This window comes from Nocardioides caeni (assembly GCF_004912195.1).
GTDB classification, from domain to species: Bacteria; Actinomycetota; Actinomycetes; order Propionibacteriales; family Nocardioidaceae; genus Nocardioides; species Nocardioides caeni.
The window spans coordinates 1-21002 of record NZ_STGW01000025.1 but is presented as its reverse complement, the minus strand read 5'-3'; the positions used below and the strand labels follow the sequence as shown (position 1 = coordinate 21002).

The window sequence follows — 21002 nt, the reverse complement described above, 5'->3', positions numbered from 1 at the left end:
CTCAGGTCCGTCGTACACCACTCTGCTGGACTCCACTGGGCGAACGCCGAACAGTTCGAGGTGCTTCAGGTGGGGAAGCGTGGCTAGCGGGGCCAGGGACTCGACGGTGGTGACCTTTCCTGACGAGTCCCAACTTGGCAGCGTGGAGAGGCGTAGCGTGCGCAGGCGATTCAGCCTGGCGAGCGGCGCGAGGTCTGTCACGGCGGGCAGATGGAGCAGGCTTAGGTACTCCAGTTGCTCCAGGTCAGCAAGCGGCTCCAATGAGTCGTCTGGGTACGTCGCCACAACCAAGGTCTTGAGGTTCGGATAGCCGCGCACAGCGGCCAACGACTGGTAGTTGCAGTGCCAGACGCGGAGAGCCGAAACATCGACCCCCTCGTCCTGCGGCATCGTCCGCGCCTTATCCCGCATGAGGTCAACGTGCACGCGCAGACCCTATGGCAGACGCACTCAACTCGGCATGAGCGGGCACTAACGTCACTGTCCACAGCGGGGTCTGGGAGGGCCGCTGGTGTGCGGGGTTTGTGTCGGAGCCTTGTTCGATGCTGTGGTCATGTCCTCTCTCCTTGATCTGACTCCGGCGGCGGTCCTTGCCGCGGAGGAGGACGGGGTCCTCGCCCGGCGCCGTGGGGATGTCGAGGGCATGGACCGGTTGCTGGCCTGGTGCGACCTCCACTCGGGCGACCCGCAAGAGACGCCGGGGGCGGTTCCGGTCCGGTTCGGTGGCAACCGGCTGATCCGACCTGGCGGCGAAGGTACGCCGAGGGTCGCGGAGCTGTGCTTCGAGGAGTTCGCGATCGCCGCCCACGCCGGCGTCATCGCCACCAAGAACAAGGCCGCTGACCTGCTCGACCTGCGCCACCGCCTGCCCAACACCTACGACGCGGTCAAGAACCTCGACCTCGAGCTGTGGGTGGCCCGCAAGACCGCCGCGCTGGCACGCCGCCTCACCCCCGCACAAGCCCAGGTCGTCGACCTCGCCGTCGCCACCGCACGGCACGAATCACCCGGACGGGTGCTGGTGATCGCCGAGGCCAAGGTCATCGAGGCCGACCCCGCCGCCCACCGCGCCCGCATCGCCGCCGACGAAGCACGACAAGGAGTGTGGCTACGCCGCCGCCGTCCCGGCCAAGCCCTCGGTGCCGTCGACGGCGCCACCCTGGGTGCCGATGTCCAGGGGGTGGGGATGCGCCTGTCGACCGCTGCGTCGGAGCTGTTCCACGAGCCCACCACCGCCATCGCCACCAGACTGGCCGAGGAGCACGTCCCCGCCCACGAGGACGACGTGCCGACCATGGACCAGTTCCGTGCCCGCGCGGTCGAGCTCATGGCAGACCCCCACGCCGCAGCACGCTTCCTCGACGGACCCGACACCGAACCCGAACCCCAGCCCGAGCCCGAGCCCGCACCCGAGGCGAAGCCACCTGCGCCGAAGCGGCGGCGCAAACCCGCCGAGATCGTGGTCCACATCGCCGCCGAGGTCCTCGCCGGGCAGTGTGACGGCGTTGCCAGGGTCGAGGGCATCGGCCCACTGCTCCTCGAACAGGTCACCGATCTCCTCCGCGGGCGGGAGGTCACGGTGCAGCCGGTGATCGACCTCACCGTGGGGCGTGCGGTCAACGGCTACGAACACCCCACCACGGCGAAGAAGCGCACCGAGCTGCGGACCACCCGTGAAGTGTTCCCCCACTCCACCCGCCAAGGCGGCCTCCGCCGTCTGGATCACGACCATCCCGTTCCGTACGTCCCGCCCGACGACGGCGGCCCACCCGGGCAGACCGGTGACCACAACGACGCACCGGTCGGCCGGACCGACCACCGGGCCAAGACCCACCTGGCCGACCAGGTCAAACAGCTCGGCCTGGGCGCCTACCGGTGGGAGACACCCCACGGACTGGCCCGGATCGTCACCGGACAGGGCACCCGCCGCATCCAACTCCTCAAGCCCACCGACGGCACCACCATCGGCGAGCTCTACGAGAGCCCGCCGTGGACGTACGAGCCTCAGTCCTCCGGGTTGTAGCCCAGGTTGGGGCCGAGCCAGCGCTCGGCCTCCTTCAGGCTCCAGCCCTTGCGGGTGGCGTAGTCGGCGACCTGGTCCTGGGCCAGCCGGCCCACGACGAAGTACTGCGACTGCGGGTGCGAGAAGTACCAGCCACTGACCGCAGCGCCCGGCCACATGGCCATCGACTCGGTGAGCTCGATCCCCGTGTTGGCGGTCGCGTCGAGGAGGGTGAACAGCGTGTCCTTCTCGGTGTGCTCGGGGCAGGCCGGGTAACCGGGTGCGGGCCGGATGCCGACGTACCGCTCACCGATCAGCGCCTCGTTGTCGAGGTCCTCGTCGGGCTGGTAGCCCCAGAACTCCTTGCGGACCCGCTCGTGCATCCGCTCCGCGAACGCCTCCGCCAGGCGGTCGGCGAGAGCCTCGAGGAGGATCGCGCTGTAGTCGTCCAGCGCCTCCTTGAACTCCATGATCTTCGCCTGGCTGCCGAGCCCGGCCGTGACGGCGAAGCCGCCGACGTGGTCGGCGAGGCCCGTGGCCTTGGGCGCGACGAAGTCGCCCAGCGACCGGTTCGGGATGCCGTCGCGGTGCTCCCCCTGCTGACGCAGGTTGCGCAGGGTCTGGATGACGGTCGTGCGGGACTCGTCGGCATAGACCTCGATGTCGTCGCCGACGGCGTTGGCCGGGAAGAAGCCGATGACCCCGTTGGCGGTCAGCCACTTCTCCTTGATCAGCGTGTCCAGCATCTCCTGGGCGTCGTCGTAGAGCTTGCGGGCGGCCTCACCCGACGCCGGGTTGTTGAGGATGTCGGGGAACTTGCCCTTCATCTCCCAGGCGTTGAAGAACGGCTGCCAGTCGATGTACTCCCGCAGCTCGGAGAGGTCGTAGTCGGAGAACACCCGCACGCCCTGCTGCCGCGGGACCGGCGGGACATAGCCCTCCCAGTCGATGGGCGTGCGGTTGGCGCGCGCCTTCTCGAGGGTGATCGTCGGCCGCTCCTGCTTCTGGGCGTGACGCTCCCGCAGGGCGGCGTAGTCCTCGTTGGTCGCCGCGAGCAGCGCCGGACGCTGCTCGTCGGAGAGCAGCGCCGCCGCGACCGGCACGGAGCGCGAGGCGTCCTTCACCCACACGACCGGACCCGTACGACGGGGCGCGACCTTGACGGCCGTGTGCGCGCGCGACGTGGTGGCCCCGCCGATCAGCAGCGGGATCTCGAGACCCTGGCGCTCCATCTCGACGGCGAAGTTCACCATCTCGTCGAGCGACGGCGTGATCAGGCCGGAGAGCCCGATGATGTCGGCGTCGTGCTCCTTCGCGGCGTCCAGGATCTTCTGCGCCGGGACCATCACGCCCAGGTCGATCACCGTGTAGTTGTTGCACTGCAGGACCACGCCGACGATGTTCTTGCCGATGTCGTGGACGTCGCCCTTGACCGTCGCCATGACGATCGTGCCGTTGCTGCTCTCGGCGTCGCCCGGCTGCTTCTCGGCCTCGATGAAGGGCAGCAGGTAGGCGACCGCCTTCTTCATCACCCGGGCGGACTTCACGACCTGGGGCAGGAACATCTTGCCGGCGCCGAACAGGTCGCCGACGACGTTCATGCCATCCATCAGCGGACCCTCGATCACCTCGATCGGACGCCCGCCGGCAGCGGCGATCTCGGCGCGCAGCTCCTCGGTGTCCGTCTCGACGTCGGCGTCGATGCCCTTGACGAGGGCGTGCGTGATCCGCTCGCGGACCGGCAGACTGCGCCACTCCGCCGCGACCGGGTCGACCTCCTCGCCCTTGGTGTTGAACCGCTCGGCGATCTCGAGCAGCCGCTCGGCGGCGTCCTCGCGCCGGTTGAGGACGACGTCCTCGATCCGCTCGCGCAGCTCCGGGTCGATCTCGTCATAGACCACCAGCGCACCGGCGTTGACGATGCCCATGTCCAGGCCCGCCTTGATGGCGTGGAACAGGAAGACCGCGTGGATCGCCTCGCGGACCGGGTTGTTGCCCCGGAAGCTGAAGCTCACGTTGGAGATGCCGCCCGAGATGTGGACCCCCGGCAGGTTCTCCTTGATCCAGGCACAGGCCTCGATGAAGTCGATGCCGTAGGTGGCGTGCTCCTCGATGCCGGTCGCCAGAGCGAAGCAGTTGGGGTCGAAGATGATGTCCTCGGGCGGGAAGCCGACCTCCTCGGTGAGGATCCGGTAGGCGCGCCCGCAGATCTCCTTGCGGCGCTCGAGGTTGTCGGCCTGACCGGTCTCGTCGAAGGCCATCACGACGACCGCAGCGCCGTACTTGCGGCACAGGCGCGCCTCGCGGACGAACTTCTCCTCGCCCTCCTTGAGGGAGATCGAGTTGACGATCGGCTTGCCCTGGACGTTCTTCAGGCCCGCCTCGATGACCTCCCACTTGGAGGAGTCGATCATCACCGGGACGCGGCTGATGTCGGGCTCGGCGGCGATCAACTTGGTGAAGCGGTCCATCGCGGCGATGCCGTCGATCATCCCCTCGTCCATGTTGATGTCGATGACCTGCGCGCCGACCTCGACCTGCTGCAGCGCCACCGACAGGGCGGTGTCGTAGTCCTCGGCCTTGATCAGGTTGCGGAACCGGGCGGAGCCGGTGATGTTGGTGCGCTCGCCGATGTTGACGAACAGCGAGTCCTCGGTGATGTTGAGCGGCTCGAGGCCCGACAGCCGCGTCGCCACGGGGATCTCGGGAAGCACGCGCGCCGGCATCCCCTCGACCGCCTTCGCGATCTCGGCGATGTGGGCAGGCGTCGTGCCGCAGCAACCACCGACCAGGTTGACCAGGCCCGCCTCCGCGAACTCGGCGATGTAGCCGGCCTGGCGCTCGGGCGACTCGTCGTACTCACCGAACGCGTTGGGCAGCCCGGCGTTGGGGTACGACGACACGAACGTGTCGGCGATCCGCGACATCTCGGCCATGTAGGGGCGCATCTCGGGGGCGCCGAGCGCGCAGTTGAGACCCACCGCGATGGGCCGGGCGTGGCGCACCGCGTTCCAGAACGCCTCGGTGACCTGGCCCGACAGGGTGCGGCCGGAGGCATCGGTGATGGTCCCGGAGATGACCACGGGCCAGCGGCGGCCGCGCTCCTCGAAGAGGGTTTCCACGGCGAAGATCGCCGCCTTGGCGTTCAGGGAGTCGAAGATCGACTCGATGAAGATCAGGTCCGATCCCCCGTCGACCAGGCCGTTGGCCGCCTCGAGGTAGGCGGCGACCAGCTGGTCGTAGGAGACGTTGCGAGCGCCCGGGTCGTTGACGTCCGGGGAGATCGAGGCCGTCCGCGTCGTCGGCCCGAGGGCACCGGCCACGTAGCGCGGGCGGTCCGGGGTGCTGACCGCGTCGCACGCGGCGCGAGCGAGCGCGGCGCCGGCGTAGTTGAGCTCGTAGGCGAGCTCCTCCATGCCGTAGTCGCCGAGGGAGACCGTGTTGGCGTTGAACGTGTTCGTCTCGATGATGTCGGCGCCGGCGTCGAGGTACTCGCGGTGGATCCCGGCGATGATGTCCGGCTGCGTGATGGTCAGCAGGTCGTTGTTGCCCTGCAGGTCCGTGGGCCAGTCCTTGAAGCGCTCGCCCCGATAGCCGGCCTCGTCGGGACGGTCGCGCTGGATGGCCGTGCCCATGGCGCCGTCGATGATCACGATCCGCTGACCGAGGGTGCGGGTCAACTCGTCGGTGCAGTCGGGGCGTACCTGTGGCACGAAGGCGTTCACGGATGGTCCTTCCAGTCTCGGAAGGCGTCCTTGCACTTCGCCGAGCGTGGCGGACCGTCATCCCGGGTCCGTTGCAACGCCTCTCGACTGTTGTCCATGTTACTCGTGTTCTCCCGACTAGGCTGGTCAAGTGATGGAGATCGAGACGGTCACGGGTCTGGTGAGCCCGGTCGTGATCGCTGCGTTCGAGGGCTGGAACGACGCCGCCGAGTCCGCCACCGCGGTGGTCGACCACCTGATGCGGGAGTGGAACGCCCGGGTCGTCGCCGCGATCGACCCCGAGGACTACTACGACTTCCAGGTCAACCGCCCCACGGTCGGGATCGACGACAACGGCTTCCGGAAGCTGACCTGGCCCAGCACGCACGTCGCCGTCGCCTCGCCCCCCGGGCTCGACCGCGACGTGATCCTGATCCGCGGGATCGAGCCCAACATGCGCTGGCGTCAGTTCACCGCCGAGCTCCTCTCCGTGATCGACGAGCTCGGCGGCGAGCTCCTCGTCACGATCGGTGCGCTGCTCTCCGACAGCCCGCACACCCGCCCCATCCCCGTCTCCGGCTTCGCCAGCGAGCCGGAGCTGATGGAGCGGCTCGACCTCGAGCAGTCCACCTACGAAGGACCCACGGGCATCGTCGGCGTCCTCCAGGAAGCCTGCATCCAGGTCGACCTCGACGCGGTCTCCTACTGGGCCGCGGTCCCCCACTACGTCGCGCAGCCACCCTGCCCCAAGGCGACCCTGGCGCTGCTGCACCGCCTCGAGGACCTGCTCGAGACGTCGCTGCCGCTCGGTGACCTCGTCGAGGAGTCGAAGGCGTGGGAGCGGGGCGTCGACGAGCTCGCCGAGGAGGACGAGGACATCGCCGACTACGTCCGCTCGCTGGAGGAGTCGCGCGACACCGCGGACCTGCCCGAGGCATCGGGCGAGGCGATCGCCCGCGAGTTCGAGCGCTACCTCAAGCGGCGCGGCGAGGACTCCTAGAGCCCGAGACCCAGCGCGGCGTCGAGCACCGGCAGCAGCGTGGCCGCGGCCTCGGGGTCGCTGGTGTCGGCGAGGCCGTCGGTGCCGAGGGTGGCGCTGACCCACGCGTCGACCGCGGCGACCGCGCGGGGCGCGTCGAGGTCGTCGGCGAGGGCGGCGAGGATCTCGGTGACGACCGGAGCAGCGGGGGCGCCCGCTCCCAGCGCCAGCGCGCGTCGCCATGAGGCGACGTCGTCCACGGCCTGCCAGAGCTGGTCGTCGGTCCACTCCCAGTCGGTGCGGTAGTGGTGGCGCAGCAGGGTGAGGCGGATCGCAACGGGGTCGATGTCGCTGTTGCGCAGGGCGGAGACGAAGACGAGGTTGCCGAGCGACTTGGACATCTTCTGCCCGTCGTAGGCGACCATCCCGGCGTGGGCGTAGGCCTGCGCGAATCGCTCACCGGTCGCGACCTGCACGTGGCCCGCGCACATCTCGTGGTGCGGGAAGATCAGGTCGGTGCCGCCGCCCTGGACGTCGAACCCGCCGCCCAGCTCCTGCAGCGCGATCGCCGCGCACTCGATGTGCCAGCCGGGGCGCCCGGGCCCGAAGGGGCTGTCCCACGCGGGCTCCCCCGGACGCTCCCCGCGCCAGACGACGCAGTCGAGCGGGTCCTTCTTGCCGGCGCGGTCGGGGTCGCCGCCGCGCTCGCCGAAGAGCTGCAGCATGGTGTCGCGGTCGTAGCCGGACTCCTCGCCGAACGCCGGGTCGGCGCTGACCGAGAAGTAGAGGTCGTCCTCGACCCGGTAGACGGCGCCGGCGGCCTCGAGGCGCTGGATCAGCTCGATCACCAGCGGGATCGACTCGACCGCCCCGACGTAGGCCGCCGGGGGCAGGACGCGCAGGGCCTCCATGTCCTTGCGGAACAGCTCGGTCTCGCGCTCGGCGAGCTCGACCCAGTCCACCCCCACCCGCTCGGCGCGCTCGAGGAGCGGGTCGTCGACGTCGGTGACGTTCTGGACGTAGCGCACCTCGTGCCCGGCGCTGCGCCAGGCGCGGTTGAGGAGGTCGAAGGCGATGTAGGTGTTGGCGTGGCCGATGTGCGTGGCGTCGTAGGGCGTGATGCCGCAGACGTAGAGCCGAGCCGGACCGTCGGGGGTGCTCTCGACCCGGCCTCCGGTCGCCGTGTCGTGCAGGACGACGGGCGGACCGGGGACGGTGAGCACCGGGACACCCGGAGCGTTCCATGCGCGCATGGGCCTGATGCTAGACGCTCACGCTAGAACGGCGGCCACGGGATCGGCGGCCAGCTGCCACGCGGTCCGGGGAGCTCGCCGGCGGCCAGCAGCCGTTCGGTACGACGCTCCAGGGCCGCGATCTCCTGCTGTGTCAGGTGGAATCCCAGCTCGTCGCCGAGGTCGCCGCGCACTGACGCGAGCAGCGCGGTCGTCACCCCGATCTCCTCGTCGGTCAACGGGAGGCCGGCCCAGCCCCACAGGACCGTGCGGAGCTTCGGTTCATGGTGGAAGGCAATGCCGTGGTCGACGCCGTGGCGGTGGCCGCCAGGCATCGCCAGCACGTGACCGCCCTTGCGGTCGGCGTTGTTGACGACGATGTCGAAGACGGCGAGCCGGCGCAGCGCCTCGGTGTCCTCGTGGACCAGCGTGACCGGGTGGTCGCGGTCGTCCAGGCCGTCGACGACCTCGAGCCAACCGGCCGGCGTCCGGCCGGAGCGGACGAGGTCGACGGCGGCCGCGTCGTCGGCGACCTCCTGCCACTCCTGGACCATCCCGGGGCCGTGCGGACCCTCGCCCCACCAGGTCCGGGGCACGATCCGCCAGCCCATCGCCTCGGAGACCAGGTGGGCCGCGACCTCACGGTCGGCGAGGGTGCCGTCGGGGAAGTCCCACAGCGGTCGCTCGCCGGCGACCGGCTTGTAGACGACCTCGCGGCCGTCGATCTCCCCGAGGAACGTGGCGTTGGAGGCTGGCATGATCCGGCCCTTGATCGTCAGCTCGCCCATGCGGCGCTCAGGGGTCGCGGCGCTTGAAGCCGTTGGCGCGCACGCACAGGTGACCGGCCGGGTCGATCGGCTGGCCGCAGAACGGGCAGGGCGGCCGGCCCGCGCCGACCACGGCCTCCGCCCGCTGGACGAACGCCCGGGCCTGCCCCGGCGCGAGGCGGACCAGCAGCAGCTCCTCGGCCTCGTCCCCCGACGCCAGCTCGGCGGGCTCCTCGCCGACCGGGAAGACCTCGATGACCACGCGCTCGTCGTCGGGGTCCCACGACAGCGTCATCGTGCCGGCGCGGAACTCCTCCTCGACGGGGGTCGCCAGCGGCGCGTCGTCGGCGAGGTCGAACGGCGCCACGGCCGGTACGACGCCGCGGGCACTGCCATCGGCGATGACCTCGTCGAGCAGCTCGTCGACCCGCTCGGCGAGCGCCTCGACCTGCTGCTTCTCCAGCGCCACCGACACGACCCGTTCGCCGTCGACCGCCTGCAGGAAGAAGGTCCGGCTGCCCGGCTCGCCGACGGTGCCGGCGACGAAGCGCTCGGGCGGGTCGAATCCGTGGACGATCGGCATGCGTCGAGCCTAGCGAGGGCGCCGAGCGCGTGTCCGCTGGCCCGCGCCGCCGCCGACGACACCGCTGGGCGGCGGCGCGGCGAGCCACCCGAGGTCGCCCTCGTGGGTGTTGCTGGCGAGGACCGAGGGTCGGTCGGCGCCGTACCGGATGACCGAGATCGAGGCGGGGTCGACGTGGATGCGCTGGAAGAGGTCCAGGTGCAGGCCCAGGGCGTCGGCCAGGACTGACTTGATGATGTCGCCGTGGCTCACCGCGACCCACACCGCCGTCGACCCGTGCTCGGCCTCGACCGCGGCGTCGATCCGGCGGACGGCCGAGACCGCTCGGTGCTGCATGAGCACCATCGACTCACCGCCCGGGAAGGTCACCGCTGAGGGCTGCTGCTGGACGGTGCGCCACAGCGGCTCCTTCAGCAGCGTGCGGATCGGCTGGCCCTGCCACTCGCCGTAGTCGCACTCCGCGAGCGCGCGGTCGGTCGCGGCGCGCTGGCCGGGACGACCCGCCTGCTTCTGTCCGGCGAGCACGGCGGCCGCGGTCTGGCGGCAGCGCTCCTGAGGGCTGGTGACGACCTTCGCGAGGGCGACGGCGCCCAGCCGCTCGCCGGCCCGGCGCGCCTGTTCGGTGCCGACCTCGTCGAGCCGGACACCCGGCGTCCGCCCGGCGAGGAGGCCGGAGGCGTTGGCGGTGGTCCGGCCGTGCCGCAGCAGCACGAGTGTTGCCATGGCGGGAAGCCTAGTCCGACACGTGGCACTACCGTGGCGTCGTGATCGTCGATGCGGCCGTCTATCGCGACGGTGTCCGGGTGCCGGTCGAGTGCGCGCCGCACGACTACGCCGCGCTGCGCGGGACGGTCGACGGGCACCACGACTTCGTCTGGGTCGGCCTGCACGAGCCCACCCATGTCGAGCTCTCCGAGATCGCCGACGCGTTCGGCCTGCACCCGCTCGCGGTCGAGGACGCCGTCGTCGCCCACCAACGACCCAAGCTCGAGCGTTATGAGGACGGCCTGTTCCTCGTCCTCAAGACGCTCTGGTACGTCGACGAGGACGACGCCGTCGAGACCGGCGAGATCAACCTGTTCATCGGCGCCCACTTCGTCATCACGGTCCGCCACGGGCGCGGGTCGCCGCTCAAGGACGCCCGCCACGCGCTCGAGCAGAAGCAGGCCGTCCTCGACCACGGCCCCTCGGCCGTCGTCTACGCCGTGTGCGACGCGGTGGTCGACGGCTACACCGACGTCGTGGCCGAGCTCCAGACCGACGTGGACGAGGTGGAGGAGTCGGTGTTCTCCGACCGCCGGACCAACGACGGCGACCGGATCTATGTCCTCAAGCGCGAGCTCGCGGAGGTACGACGGGCCGTGCTCCCCCTGCGGGAGCCGATGCGCCGCTTCGCGACCGGGGCGGTCGACCTGATCGAGGAGGAGGCGTCGCCGTTCTTCCGCGACGTCAGCGACCACCTCGCGCAGGCGGCCGAGGAGCTCGACAGCCTCGACGGGCTGCTCTCCACCGCCTTCGACGCCCACCTGTCACGCATCGCGGTGCAGCAGAACGACGACATGCGCAAGATCTCGGCCGGCGCGGCGCTGGTCGTCGTCCCGACGCTGATCGCCGGCATCTACGGCATGAACTTCACCCACATGCCGGAGCTCGACTGGACCCTCGGCTACCCGATGTCGCTGCTGCTCATGGCGGGCACGGTCAGCGGTCTCTTCTGGTTCTTCAAGAGGTCCGGCTGGCTGTGACCCGGCTCAGCCGGCGCTGGCCGGCAGGGCGTGGAGGACGCCGGTGCCGAGCAGGAGCAGCACGGCGCCGCCGAGCAGCACCCGGTAGATGACGAACGGCGTGTAGGACCTCGTGCTGACGTAGCGCAGCAGCCAGGCGATGGCGGCGTAGCCGACGATGAAGGAGACCACCGTCGCGGTGATCGTCGGTCCCCAGCCGTAGTCGGCCTCGCCCTGGTGCGCGACACCGACGTTGCCGATCTCCTTGAGCTCGAACACGCCGGCGCCGACGACGGCGGGGATGGCGAGCAGGAACGCGAAGCGCGTGGCCGCCTCGCGCTCGTAGCCGAGGATGCGGCCCATCGACAGGGTCGCTCCGGAGCGGGAGACGCCGGGGACGAGGGCCATCGCCTGCGCGCCGCCCATCAACGCGGCGTCGCGGAGCGTGAGCTCCTTGATCTCGCGCTCGTTGCGGCCGAAGCGGTCGGCGAGGCCGAGCACCAGGCCCATCACGATGAGGGCGGTGCCGGTGATCCACAGGTTGCGGAAGTCGCGCTCGATGGTGTCCTTGAGCGCCAGGCCGAGGACGACGATCGGCAGCGAGCCGACGATGATGTACCAGCCCATGCGGGCGTCGAGGGCGCCGCGATATTCCGGCTTGAAGAGCGACAGCACCCAGGCCCGCGCGATGCGCCAGATGTCCTTGCGGAAGTAGAGCAGCACGGCGAGCTCGGTGCCGATCTGCACGACCGCGGTGAAGGCGGCGCCCGGGTCGCCCCAGCCGAAGAGCTCGGGGAAGATCCGGAGGTGGGCACTGCTCGAGATCGGCAGGAACTCGGTCAGACCCTGGAGGATTCCGAGGAACACTCCCTGCAGGTAGTCGGCCACAACCGCGAAGTGTAGGGAGTCCTCGCGGATCGTCACCGGCGTGCCCGATGTCTGGCACGGTCGTCGTGCGACTACGTTGTGCCCATGGAGGAGCGCTACGTCGGAACGAGTGGCCTGCGCGTCTCGCGCCTGGCCCTCGGGACGATGACCTGGGGCAAGGACACCGACGAGCACGAGGCGCGCGACCAGCTCACCGCGTTCGTCGGCGCCGGCGGCACCCTGGTCGACACGGCCGCGGGCTACACCGACGGCCGCTCCGAGGAGCTGCTCGGCAGCCTGATCGGCGACGTCGTGCCCCGCGAGGACCTGGTGATCGCCACCAAGGCCGGGATCTGGCGCCGCGGCTCGGACCGCCGCACCGACACCTCCCGCGGCGCGTTGCTCCGCGGCCTCGACACCTCGCTCAAGAGGTTGGGCACCGACCACGTCGACCTGTGGCAGGTGCACATCTGGAGCGACGACGTGCGGCTCGAGGAGACCCTCGGCGCGCTCGACCACGCCGTCGCCAGCGGTCGCGTGTCCTACATCGGGATCTCCAACTACAACGGCTGGCAGACCGCACGCGCCGTCACCTGGCAGGAGCTCGGCGTCGGACGAGCGTCGATCGTGTCGACGCAGATGGAGTACTCCCTGGTCAACCGCCGCATCGAGCGCGAGGTGCTGCCGGCCGCCGGCGCGCTGGGGCTGGGCGTGCTGCCGTGGTCGCCCCTCGGTCGCGGCGTGCTCACGGGCAAGTACCGCACCGGCACCCCCGGCGACTCCCGGGCCGCCTCCCCCGTCTTCTCCAGCTTCGTCGAGGCCTACCTCGACGACCACAGCCGCGGCATCGTCGAAGGCGTGGCCAGGGCCGCCGACGGACTCGGCTGGACGCCGCTCGAGGTGGCGCTCGCCTGGGTCCGCGACGCGCCCGGCGTCACCGCGCCGGTCGTCGGCGCCCGCACCGCGGCCCAGCTCAAGGGCGCACTCGGCGTCGAGCGGCGCACGCTGCCACCCGAGATCCGGGCCGCCCTCGACGACGTCTCCCGGGGTGCCGCATGAGCCGGTCGCTGCTCCGTCCCGGCATGATGCGCGGACTCGGCCGCGGCGTGGAGTGGGAGTTCGACGAGGTCACCTTCGACCGCGAGTTCAGCCGCAACATGGTGGCCCGGCTCCTGGTCGAGCGGGCCGAGCACGGTGGCTGGGAGCTGGACCGCCTGCGGATCGGACCCGACGGCAAGCGGCGCGTCGTCCTGCGGCGCAAGATCATCCGCGCCGTGCGGACGGCCTAGGGAAGCAGGCTCGCTGGCGCTCGCACCTCAACCAGCGGCTTCGTCGAGGAAGCGATCCATCACCCGCACGCCGAACTCCAGCGCGTCGACGGGCACCCGCTCGTCGACGCCGTGGAAGAGCGCCGTGAAGTCGAGGTCCTCGGGCAGCCGCAGCGGAGCGAAGCCGTAGGACCGCATCCCCAGCTTGGTGAAGTGCTTGGCATCCGTCCCGCCGCTCATCAGGTACGGCGCCACGATCGCCTCCGGATCCTCCGCGAGCAGGCTCCGCGTCATCGCGTCGACCAGCGCGCCGTCGTACGGCATCTCCCAGGGGGGCTGGCGGGAGAGGAAGTCGACGTCGATGCCCTCGCCGGTCAGCTGGGCCAGGGTCGCGAAGAACTCGTCCTCGTGGCCGGGCAGGAAGCGGCCGTCGACGTGCGCGGTCGCCTCGGTCGGGATCACGTTGACCTTGTAGCCGGCGCCGAGCATCGTCGGGTTGGTCGAGTTGCGCAGCACCGCGCCGAGCATCCGGGCGGCACCGCCGAACTCCTCCACCAGGGCCGGCGCGTTCTCCGGCGTGGCCTCGGTGCCGACGAGCTCCGCCACCGCGGCGAGCAGCGTCTGCATCGTCGGGGTCAGCCGGACCGGCCACTCGTGCGCGCCGATCCGGGCGACCGCGGACGCGAGCCGCGTGACGGCGTTGTCGTCGTTGACCATCGAGCCGTGACCGGCGCGTCCGCGGGCGGTCAGGCGCATCCAGGCCATCCCCTTCTCGGCCGCCTCGATCAGGTAGAGGCGCTGTCCGCGCACCGTCGTGCTGAAGCCGCCGACCTCGCCGACGGCCTCGGTGCAGCCCTCGAACCAGTCCGTGTGGTGCTTGACCAGCAGCTCGGCGCCCTGGTGGCCGCCGGCCTCCTCGTCGGCCGTGAAGCACAGCACCACGGGACGCTCCGGGATCCGCCCGGTCCGCTGACGCTCGCGAACGACGGAGAGCAGCATCGCGTCGAAGTCCTTCATGTCGACGGCGCCGCGGCCCCATACGTAGCCGTCTCGCACCTCGCCGCTGAACGGGTGCACCTGCCAGTCCTCGGCCGCTGCGGGGACGACGTCCAGGTGACCGTGCAGGAGCAGCGCATCGCTGCGTGCGCCGGAGTCGCCACCCCAGCGGGCCAGCACGTTGGCGCGTCCGGGGGCGGTCTCGACGACCTCGGCGGCGATGCCGACCTCGTCGAGCAGCGTGGCGACGTATTCCGCCGCCTTGCGCTCCCCCGGGCCTTCGCCGTCGCCGTGGTTCGACGTGTCGATCCGGATCAGCTCGCGGCAGACGTCGACGACCTCGCTCATGCCCGCCATGGTTGCACGCGATCCCTCCCCGGCCGGGCCCTCGGTCCCCTACCGTTCGACCATGGCTCCCTCCCAGTGGGACAACTACACCCCGGACCCGACTCCCGAACCGGAGCAGAAGCCGGCGCCGCGGCCACCGAAGCAGCCCAGGATCCAGAGTCCGAAGCCGGCGCGCACGGTCGAGGAGCGCACGATCGCGAAGCGCAAGCAGGTCGGCAAGATCATCCTCGTCGCCGTCCTCACCGGGGTCGTCGCGCTGATCGGCTGGATCGTCTTCGCGGTGGTCGACAACGCGACCCAGCCGGGCCCGCAGACCGCCGACGGGTTCGAGGAGATGCTGGACGACCTGGAGGACGAGCTCGGGTCGACCGTCGTGTTCGGTGCCGTGATCTATCCCGGCTATGCCAGCATCGACACGCCGTTCGCCGACGACGACCGCTCGGTCAACTACTACTGGGACGGCGGCCTCGACGAGTCCACCAAGGGCACGAGCACGATCGGGAGCCGGTAGGCGCCGGGCGCGTCGGCGGGCACCACGGGGTTGCGTGGCTGCACCGCGGGGACGCGCCGATAGCCCGTCGCGGGCCGCTCGTCCGCCTCGCCCTTGTTGGGCCAGAAGGAGACCGCGCGCTCGGCCATCGCCGTGATGGTCAGGGACGGGTTGACGCCGAGGTTCGCGGCGACCGTCGAGCCGTCGATGACGTGCAGCCCGTCGTGGCCGTGCAGCCGGTGATAGGGATCGACGACACCGTCCTCGGCGCTCAGCCCGATCGGGCAACCTCCGACGAGGTGACCGGTCGCGGGGATGTTGACGAGGTCGGCCCACGTGCCGCCCGGGACGCCGTCGATCTCCTCGCCGATCCGCCGGGCGAGGTCGTGGCCCTGCGGGATCCACACCGGGTTGGCCTCGCCCTTGCCCTGGCGGGTGGTGAGCACGCGGCCCCACGGTCGGCGCTTCAGGTACGTCGTCAGTGAGTTGTCGAGGGTCTGCATCACCAGCAGCACGATGGTCTGCTCGGACCAGTGCCGCGGGTCGTGCAGGTGCGGGAGGTCGCGTCGCTGGCGCCACATCTCGCGCAGGCCCGCGACCAGGCGCGAGCGGCCGTCGGCGGGTGCGTCGGTGAGGGTCGCCATCAGCAGGCCGAGCAGGTTGCTGCCCCGGCCGTAGCGGACGGGCTCGACGTGGGTGACGTCGTCCACGTGGATCGAGGAGGTGATCGCCACGCCCTCGGAGTAGTCGACGTCCGAGCCCCGCGCCCGGACCCCCAGGATCGCCTCGGAGTTGGTGCGGGTGAGCTCGCCGAGTCGTCGCGACACGTGCGGCAGGCTGCCACTGTCGCGGAGCCGGTGCAGCAGCCGCTGCGTCCCGAGTGAGGCGGCGGCGAAGACGACCTGGTCGGCGGTGAACCGCTCGCGCCCCTGACGCACCTTGCCGTTGGTGCGGCGGGTCGTGACGTCGTAGCCACCGCCGGGGCGGGGCCGGACGTCGGTGACGGTGGTCATCGGGTGGACCACCGCGCCCGCGCGCTCGGCCAGGTGCAGGTAGTTCTTGACCGTGGTGTTCTTGGCGCCGACACGGCAGCCCGTCATGCAGGCGCCGCAGTCGGTGCAGGTCACGCGCTCGGGGCCGGCGCCGCCGAAGAACGGGTCGGCGACCCGCTCGCCCGGACGCTCGCCGAAGAGCACGCCGACGTCGGTCGGGTGGAAGCTGTCGCCGACGCCCATGTCCTCCGCGACGGCGCGCATCACCCGGTCGGAGGGCGAGCTGCCGGGATAGGTCGTCACGCCCAGCATCCGCCGTGCCTGGTCGTAGTAGGGCGCCAGCTCGTCGGCCCAGTCGGTGATGCCGGACCAGTGCGGGTCGGTGAAGAAGGCCGGGGGCGGTTGATAGAGCGTGTTGGCGTAGACGAGCGAGCCGCCTCCGACGCCGGCGCCGGTCAGCACCAGCACATCGTTGAGCAGGGTCATCCGCAGCAGTCCGTAGCATCCGACGAGCGGGTTGAAGACGTAGTCACGGACCTTCCAGGAGGTCGTCGGCAGCTCGTCGTCCGCGAAGCGCCGTCCGGCCTCGAGCACGCCCACCCGGTAGCCCTTCTCGCTCAACCGGAGCGCGCTGACGCTGCCGCCGAAGCCGGAGCCGATGACGAGGACGTCGTAGTGGGTCATGAGGCGGTCCTCTCGAGGGTGCGGAAATCGGACGGCTCGAAGCGTGCCGTGCGCTCCTTGTATTCGGTGACGGTTCCGGGCCAGTTGGTGGTGATCCGACCGCTGGGGTCGCGGTACCAGCTGGCGCAGCCGCCCCACACGCTGTCGCCGAGCCGCTGCTGCATCTCGCCGTCGTAGGCGGCGGCCCGGTCGTCGCGCACCTCCAGCGCCGCGCCGGACTCCCCGATCCGTCGTACGGCCTGGGCGACGTAACCGGACTGCGCCTCCAGCATCCCGATGATCGAGCTGCCGCCGAGGTTGGTGTTGGGTCCGTAGAGCACGAAGAAGTTCGGGAACCCGGGCACGGTGATGCCGAGGTGGGCGCGAGCGCCGCCGGTCCACTCGTCGTGGAGGTCCCGGCCCTCGCGTCCGCTGATCTGCATCGGGGCGAGGAAGTCCGTGGCGGCGAAGCCGGTCCCGTGGATCAGGACGTCGAACTCGTGCAGGACGCCGTCCGCGGTGCGCACCCCGGCCGGCTCGATGGAGGTGATGTCGTCGGTCACGACGTCGACGTGCGACCGGGTCAGTGCGGGATACCAGTCGTTGGAGAAGAGCAGTCGCTTGCAGCCGAGCGGGTAGTCGGGGACCAGCCGGGCGCGGAGGGACGCGTCCTTCACCTGTCGGCGCAGGTGCAGGCGCCAGGCGCGGTGCAGCACGCGCACGAGACGGCCGTCGCTGTCGAGGGCCTTGTTGAGCTGCTCGGTCATCCGGAACGTGTTGGTCCGAGTGAGCCGGTGCGTGCGGGGCCGACGGCCGTAGCGGCGCTTGGCCCGCTCGCTGTAGACGATGTCGGGCTTCGGCACGACGTACGGCGCGGAGCGCTGGAACACCGTCAGGGCGCCGACCTCGTCGACGATGGCGGGGACGAACTGGATGGCGCTGGCCCCGGTGCCGATGACGCCCACCCGCTGGCCGCGCAGGTCGACGTCGTGGTCCCAGGTGGCCGAGTGGAAGGCTGGTCCGGCGAAGGTGTCGAGTCCGGGGATCCGCGGCAGCGCCGGACGCGACAGCTGGCCGACGGCCGACACGACGACGTCCGCCGTGAGCTGCTCGCCGGACGCGAGCGTCACGGTCCAGGTCTGTGTCGCCTCGTCCCACGCCGCACCCTCGACCTCCGCGCTGGTCCGAACGAGCTCGCGAAGACCGCGGGCCTCGGCCCGCTCCCGGATGTAGTCGAGGATCTCGGGCTGCCGGGCGTAGCGGTGGGTCCAGTCCGCCTTGGGCTCGAAGGACCAGGAGTAGAGGACCGAGGGCACGTCGCACGCGGCGCCGGGATAGGTGTTGTCGCGCCACACGCCGCCGATCTCGCCGGACCGCTCGAGGATGGCGAGGTCGGTGATGCCGGCCTCGCGCAGGTGGTGCGCGGCGGCCAGGCCGCCGAAACCGGCGCCGATGATGATCACGGAGGTGCGCTGCATGCGATCACGCTAGGCAGCCACGGCGCGCCGGGCCAGCGACCCGCGGACAAAGACTCCATAATTCCGGCCATGAGCCCCACTCCCGGATTCGAGGAGCCGGCCACCCGGACCTGGACGTTCCCGCGGTCGGTCGCCGGCGTGGCGCTGCTGCTGGAGGAGGGACGCGCTGCCGGGCTCGACCCCGACGTGCTGCTGCGCGGCAGTGGTCTGGCGCCCCGCGACGCGGCGGACCACGAGCGCGAGATCACCGCCGAGCAGGAGCTGCGGGTCGTCCGCAACCTCCTCGCCGGAGCACCCGGTCTCACCGGACGGTCCGTCGGTGCCCGCTACCACGCCTCGACCTTCGGTCCGCTGGGCTTCGCGCTGCTCAGCAGCGCCACCCTCGGGGACGCGGCCAACCTCGCGCTGCGCTTCATCGACCTCAGCTTCGCCTTCAGCATCCCGTCCGCGGAGCGGGTCGGCGACTCCGTCGTGGTGACGCTGGCCCCGGCCGGACTCCCCCGCGACGTCGCGCGCTTCCTCGTCGAGCGCGACCTGACGGCCATCTGGCACGTTCTGCGCGAGATCGGTGGCGGTCGCCCGGTCGCCACCGCGATCGAGGTCGACGCCGCCACCGGCAGCGCCCGCCTGCGGTTCGACACGGCGTGGCTCGACCTGCCACTCCCCCAGGCCAACCCGCACGCCTGTGCGCTCGCCGAGTCGATCTGCCGCGACCTCGTCCGCCAACGCCGCGCCCGGGTCGGGATCGACGGCAACGTCCGGATCCTCGCGGCCCAGCACCTCGAGGACGGTGCCCCGATGGAGGTGGTCGCCGCGGGCCTCGGACTGAGCGAGCGCACGCTGCGCCGTCGACTCGGCGAGTCGGGGGCGTCGTACCGCTCGGTGGTGGACGACGTACGACGACAGCGCGCCGACGAGCTCCTCGCCGACGACACCCTCACCGTCGCCGACATCGCGCTGCGGCTGGGCTATGCCGAGGCGACGAGCTTCGGGGCGGCGTACCGCCGCTGGACGGGACGTACGCCGCGCGGACGGGGCTGAGGGCCGAGCGCCCCGGACGCCCACGAAATCAGCAACGGCGGCCCGTGGGCCGCCGTTCTGTGTGGTGTCCGAGGGGGGACTTGAACCCCCACGCCCTAATACGGGCACTAGCACCTCAAGCTAGCGCGTCTGCCAATTCCGCCACCCGGACGAGTGCGGAGAAACCGTAGCAAAGGAGGGGCTGATGTCGTGCATCGGCACCCCTCTTCCTTGAACGGGGCGGGATCCCCTGCCACGGTGGGAAAGGTCCATGACCGCGAAACGAGAAGGCAACCGATGCTCACTCTGACCGAGAACGCCTGCACCATCGTCAAGCAGATCACGGAAGGACCCGATGTGCCGGACAGCGCCGGCCTCCGCATCACCGAGGCCGAGGGCGGATTCGCCGTGACGGCCACCAGCCAGCCCGAGTCCGGGGACCAGACCGTCGAGCAGGACGGCGCTACGGTCTATCTCGAGTCCTCGGCGGCCGAGCGCCTCGACACGATGGTGCTCGACGCCGGGGTCGACGACGCCGGTGGCGTCCAGTTCGGGCTCGCCACCCAGGGCGCCTGACCCAGGTCCCCGCCGACCGGAGTCGCTCTGGGATCGTGGAGCCATGCAGGAGCTGCGCGTGGCCTTCGTTCCCGGAGCGACCCCGGACAAGTGGGCTCGCGTGTGGCGGGACCGCCACCCGCGGATCCCGATCCGTCTGATCCCGATCGAGCAGTCCGACCAGCGCGCCGTTCTCGATGCTGGCGAGGCGGACCTCGTCATCGGGCGGCTGCCGGCCGACCTCGACCGACCCACGCCGTTGCACTGCGTCCGGCTCTATGACGAGCTGCCGGTCGTCGTCGCCGGCACCGACCACTTCGTGGCGGCCGCGGACGAGCAGGCCGTCATCGACCCCGCCGACCTGGCCGACGAGCAGCTCGCCCTGCCCGAGGCCTCCGGTTGGTCTCCCAGCGCCGAGCAGCTGCCCTTCCCACTGATGACCGCCAAGGACGCCGTTGAGGTCGCGGCGTCGGGCTCCGCCGTCCTCATCCTGCCGATGGCGCTCGCCCGACTGCACCACCGCAAGGATGTCGTCAGTCGCGTCGTCGACCTGCCACCCACCACCATCGCCCTCCTGTGGCTGCGCGACGCCGATTCGGAGGTCCACCAGGACTTCGTCGGCGTGACCCGCGGCCGAGGAGCGCGCAGCAGCCGGTGAGCTGAGATGACCGACCAGGTGCGGCTGACCGGCCGCCTGATCTGTCGTGACGGACCGCGTCGCCGTGAGCGAGTGGGGAGCGGCGACCGCGGGGATCGAACGCGACTACGTCGTCGAAGGCGTTGACTGATCGCTGGCTCAGCCTTGTCCACAGCGCTGTCTCGTCACGGGGCATTGTGTCGGTGGTCCCGTGTTGACTCTTGTCATGGGCAATCGGGTGCTCGACGAGCTACGGGAGATGGGCAAGACAGACGTCTTGTCCTTCGCCACCACGCGCCACGAGACCCGCCTCCAAGCCGAACGAGAACTGCTCGCAGCCGCGTACCAATGGGCAGTGCTGCACAACCCCGACGCGCTCGCACCCTTCTCCAAGCGGGCCGCGGACCGGGCGCGTCCCGCCGGCGCGGCCGGGACGCCGCTGATCACCGAGTACGCCGCCGCAGCCTTCGGCGCGCGCATCCAGATCACGCCGTTCGGCGCGAAACGGCTCATCGCCGACGCGGTGGACATCCACCACCGCCTCCCCCGCCTCCAGGCAGGGGTCACCGCGGGGACGGTGCGGGTCGGGCACGCCCGGAATGTCGCGACCGCGACCCGCGGCCTGAGCGACGACGAAGCCGCCTGGGTCGACGCAGAGGTCCACGAGTCCGCGGACGGGCGGCTGGGGTGGGCCCGG

20 protein-coding genes and 1 tRNA gene are annotated in these 21002 nt (G+C 71.0%); 10 read left to right on the top strand and 11 right to left on the bottom strand.

Annotation, left to right across the window (positions count from 1 at the left end; genetic code table 11):
• A partial coding sequence (locus tag E9934_RS19025; RefSeq protein WP_136564481.1) for a hypothetical protein occupies positions 1–426 on the bottom strand: 426 nt, incomplete at its 3' end.
• A 127-nt stretch (positions 427–553) separates the two neighbouring features.
• On the opposite strand from E9934_RS19025, the gene E9934_RS19020 reads away from it, so the two are divergent.
• Positions 554–2023 carry a hypothetical protein gene (locus tag E9934_RS19020; RefSeq protein ID WP_136564480.1) on the top strand — a complete coding sequence of 490 codons (1470 nt, stop codon included), beginning with the start codon at positions 554–556 and terminating at the stop codon, positions 2021–2023.
• Here the strand turns inward: E9934_RS19020 and metH are convergent.
• Complete coding sequence (gene metH, locus E9934_RS19015) at positions 2005–5727, bottom strand: methionine synthase (protein ID WP_136564479.1); 3723 nt, start codon at positions 5725–5727, stop codon at positions 2005–2007. The genes E9934_RS19020 and metH overlap by 19 nt on opposite strands.
• A gap of 130 nt (positions 5728–5857) precedes the next feature.
• Here metH and E9934_RS19010 point away from each other — a divergent pair, with 130 nt between their 5' ends.
• Entirely contained in the window at positions 5858–6706 is an 849-nt protein-coding gene (locus E9934_RS19010; protein WP_136564478.1) for a PAC2 family protein, read from the top strand.
• Here the strand turns inward: E9934_RS19010 and mshC are convergent.
• Genes mshC through E9934_RS18990 form a run of 4 tightly spaced genes read right to left on the bottom strand, consistent with a single transcriptional unit; the run spans position 6703 to position 9990 of the window.
• Positions 6703–7938: a cysteine--1-D-myo-inosityl 2-amino-2-deoxy-alpha-D-glucopyranoside ligase gene (gene mshC / locus E9934_RS19005; protein WP_136564477.1), complete on the bottom strand. Its 1236-nt coding sequence runs from the start codon at positions 7936–7938 to the stop codon at positions 6703–6705. The two genes, E9934_RS19010 and mshC, sit on opposite strands and share 4 nt — an antisense overlap.
• A gap of 23 nt (positions 7939–7961) precedes the next feature.
• Positions 7962–8705, bottom strand: coding sequence for an SCO1664 family protein (locus E9934_RS19000; RefSeq protein WP_136564476.1), 744 nt, complete (start codon positions 8703–8705; stop codon positions 7962–7964).
• Between the two features lie 7 nt (positions 8706–8712).
• Positions 8713–9267 carry a DUF3090 domain-containing protein gene (locus tag E9934_RS18995; RefSeq protein ID WP_136564475.1) on the bottom strand — a complete coding sequence of 185 codons (555 nt, stop codon included), beginning with the start codon at positions 9265–9267 and terminating at the stop codon, positions 8713–8715.
• Between the two features lie 9 nt (positions 9268–9276).
• Positions 9277–9990, bottom strand: coding sequence for an MSMEG_4193 family putative phosphomutase (locus E9934_RS18990; protein ID WP_136564474.1), 714 nt, complete (start codon positions 9988–9990; stop codon positions 9277–9279).
• Positions 9991–10031: 41 nt separating this feature from the next.
• On the opposite strand from E9934_RS18990, the gene corA reads away from it, so the two are divergent.
• Positions 10032–11012, top strand: coding sequence for a magnesium/cobalt transporter CorA (gene corA / locus E9934_RS18985; RefSeq protein ID WP_136564473.1), 981 nt, complete (start codon positions 10032–10034; stop codon positions 11010–11012).
• Between the two features lie 6 nt (positions 11013–11018).
• Here corA and E9934_RS18980 read toward each other — a convergent pair whose 3' ends face one another.
• Positions 11019–11879, bottom strand: a complete 861-nt coding sequence (locus E9934_RS18980) for an undecaprenyl-diphosphate phosphatase (protein WP_136564472.1) — start codon at positions 11877–11879, stop codon at positions 11019–11021.
• Between the two features lie 84 nt (positions 11880–11963).
• On the opposite strand from E9934_RS18980, the gene E9934_RS18975 reads away from it, so the two are divergent.
• The gene (locus E9934_RS18975) at positions 11964–12917 is read left to right on the top strand and encodes an aldo/keto reductase (RefSeq protein ID WP_136564471.1); all 954 of its coding nucleotides are present in this window, start codon (positions 11964–11966) and stop codon (positions 12915–12917) included.
• Positions 12914–13147, top strand: a complete 234-nt coding sequence (locus E9934_RS18970; protein ID WP_202977390.1) for a DUF5703 family protein — start codon at positions 12914–12916, stop codon at positions 13145–13147. The genes E9934_RS18975 and E9934_RS18970 overlap by 4 nt, the downstream gene beginning before the upstream one ends.
• Before the next feature lie 27 nt (positions 13148–13174).
• On the opposite strand, the gene E9934_RS18965 is transcribed toward E9934_RS18970, so the two are convergent.
• Complete coding sequence (locus E9934_RS18965; protein ID WP_238695056.1) at positions 13175–14470, bottom strand: M20/M25/M40 family metallo-hydrolase; 1296 nt, start codon at positions 14468–14470, stop codon at positions 13175–13177.
• A 61-nt stretch (positions 14471–14531) separates the two neighbouring features.
• Here E9934_RS18965 and E9934_RS18960 point away from each other — a divergent pair, with 61 nt between their 5' ends.
• Positions 14532–14981, top strand: a complete 450-nt coding sequence (locus E9934_RS18960; RefSeq protein WP_136564469.1) for a hypothetical protein — start codon at positions 14532–14534, stop codon at positions 14979–14981.
• On the opposite strand, the gene E9934_RS18955 is transcribed toward E9934_RS18960, so the two are convergent.
• Positions 14921–16636, bottom strand: a complete 1716-nt coding sequence (locus E9934_RS18955) for a GMC oxidoreductase (protein ID WP_136564468.1) — start codon at positions 16634–16636, stop codon at positions 14921–14923. The two genes, E9934_RS18960 and E9934_RS18955, sit on opposite strands and share 61 nt — an antisense overlap.
• Positions 16633–18093: a flavin-containing monooxygenase gene (locus tag E9934_RS18950; protein ID WP_136564467.1), complete on the bottom strand. Its 1461-nt coding sequence runs from the start codon at positions 18091–18093 to the stop codon at positions 16633–16635. The genes E9934_RS18955 and E9934_RS18950 overlap by 4 nt, the downstream gene beginning before the upstream one ends.
• A gap of 69 nt (positions 18094–18162) precedes the next feature.
• On the opposite strand from E9934_RS18950, the gene E9934_RS18945 reads away from it, so the two are divergent.
• The gene (locus E9934_RS18945) at positions 18163–19134 is read left to right on the top strand and encodes an AraC family transcriptional regulator (protein ID WP_136564466.1); all 972 of its coding nucleotides are present in this window, start codon (positions 18163–18165) and stop codon (positions 19132–19134) included.
• Between the two features lie 62 nt (positions 19135–19196).
• Here the strand turns inward: E9934_RS18945 and E9934_RS18940 are convergent.
• Positions 19197–19285, bottom strand: a tRNA-Leu gene (locus E9934_RS18940).
• A gap of 125 nt (positions 19286–19410) precedes the next feature.
• On the opposite strand from E9934_RS18940, the gene E9934_RS18935 reads away from it, so the two are divergent.
• From E9934_RS18935 to E9934_RS18925, 3 genes are all read left to right on the top strand, one after another.
• On the top strand, positions 19411–19689 hold the full coding sequence (locus E9934_RS18935; protein ID WP_136564465.1) for a Fe-S cluster assembly protein HesB: 279 nt from the start codon (positions 19411–19413) through the stop codon (positions 19687–19689).
• A gap of 43 nt (positions 19690–19732) precedes the next feature.
• Complete coding sequence (locus tag E9934_RS18930; RefSeq protein ID WP_136564464.1) at positions 19733–20326, top strand: LysR family transcriptional regulator substrate-binding protein; 594 nt, start codon at positions 19733–19735, stop codon at positions 20324–20326.
• A 205-nt stretch (positions 20327–20531) separates the two neighbouring features.
• A partial coding sequence (locus E9934_RS18925) for a DUF222 domain-containing protein (protein WP_136564463.1) occupies positions 20532–21002 on the top strand: 471 nt, incomplete at its 3' end.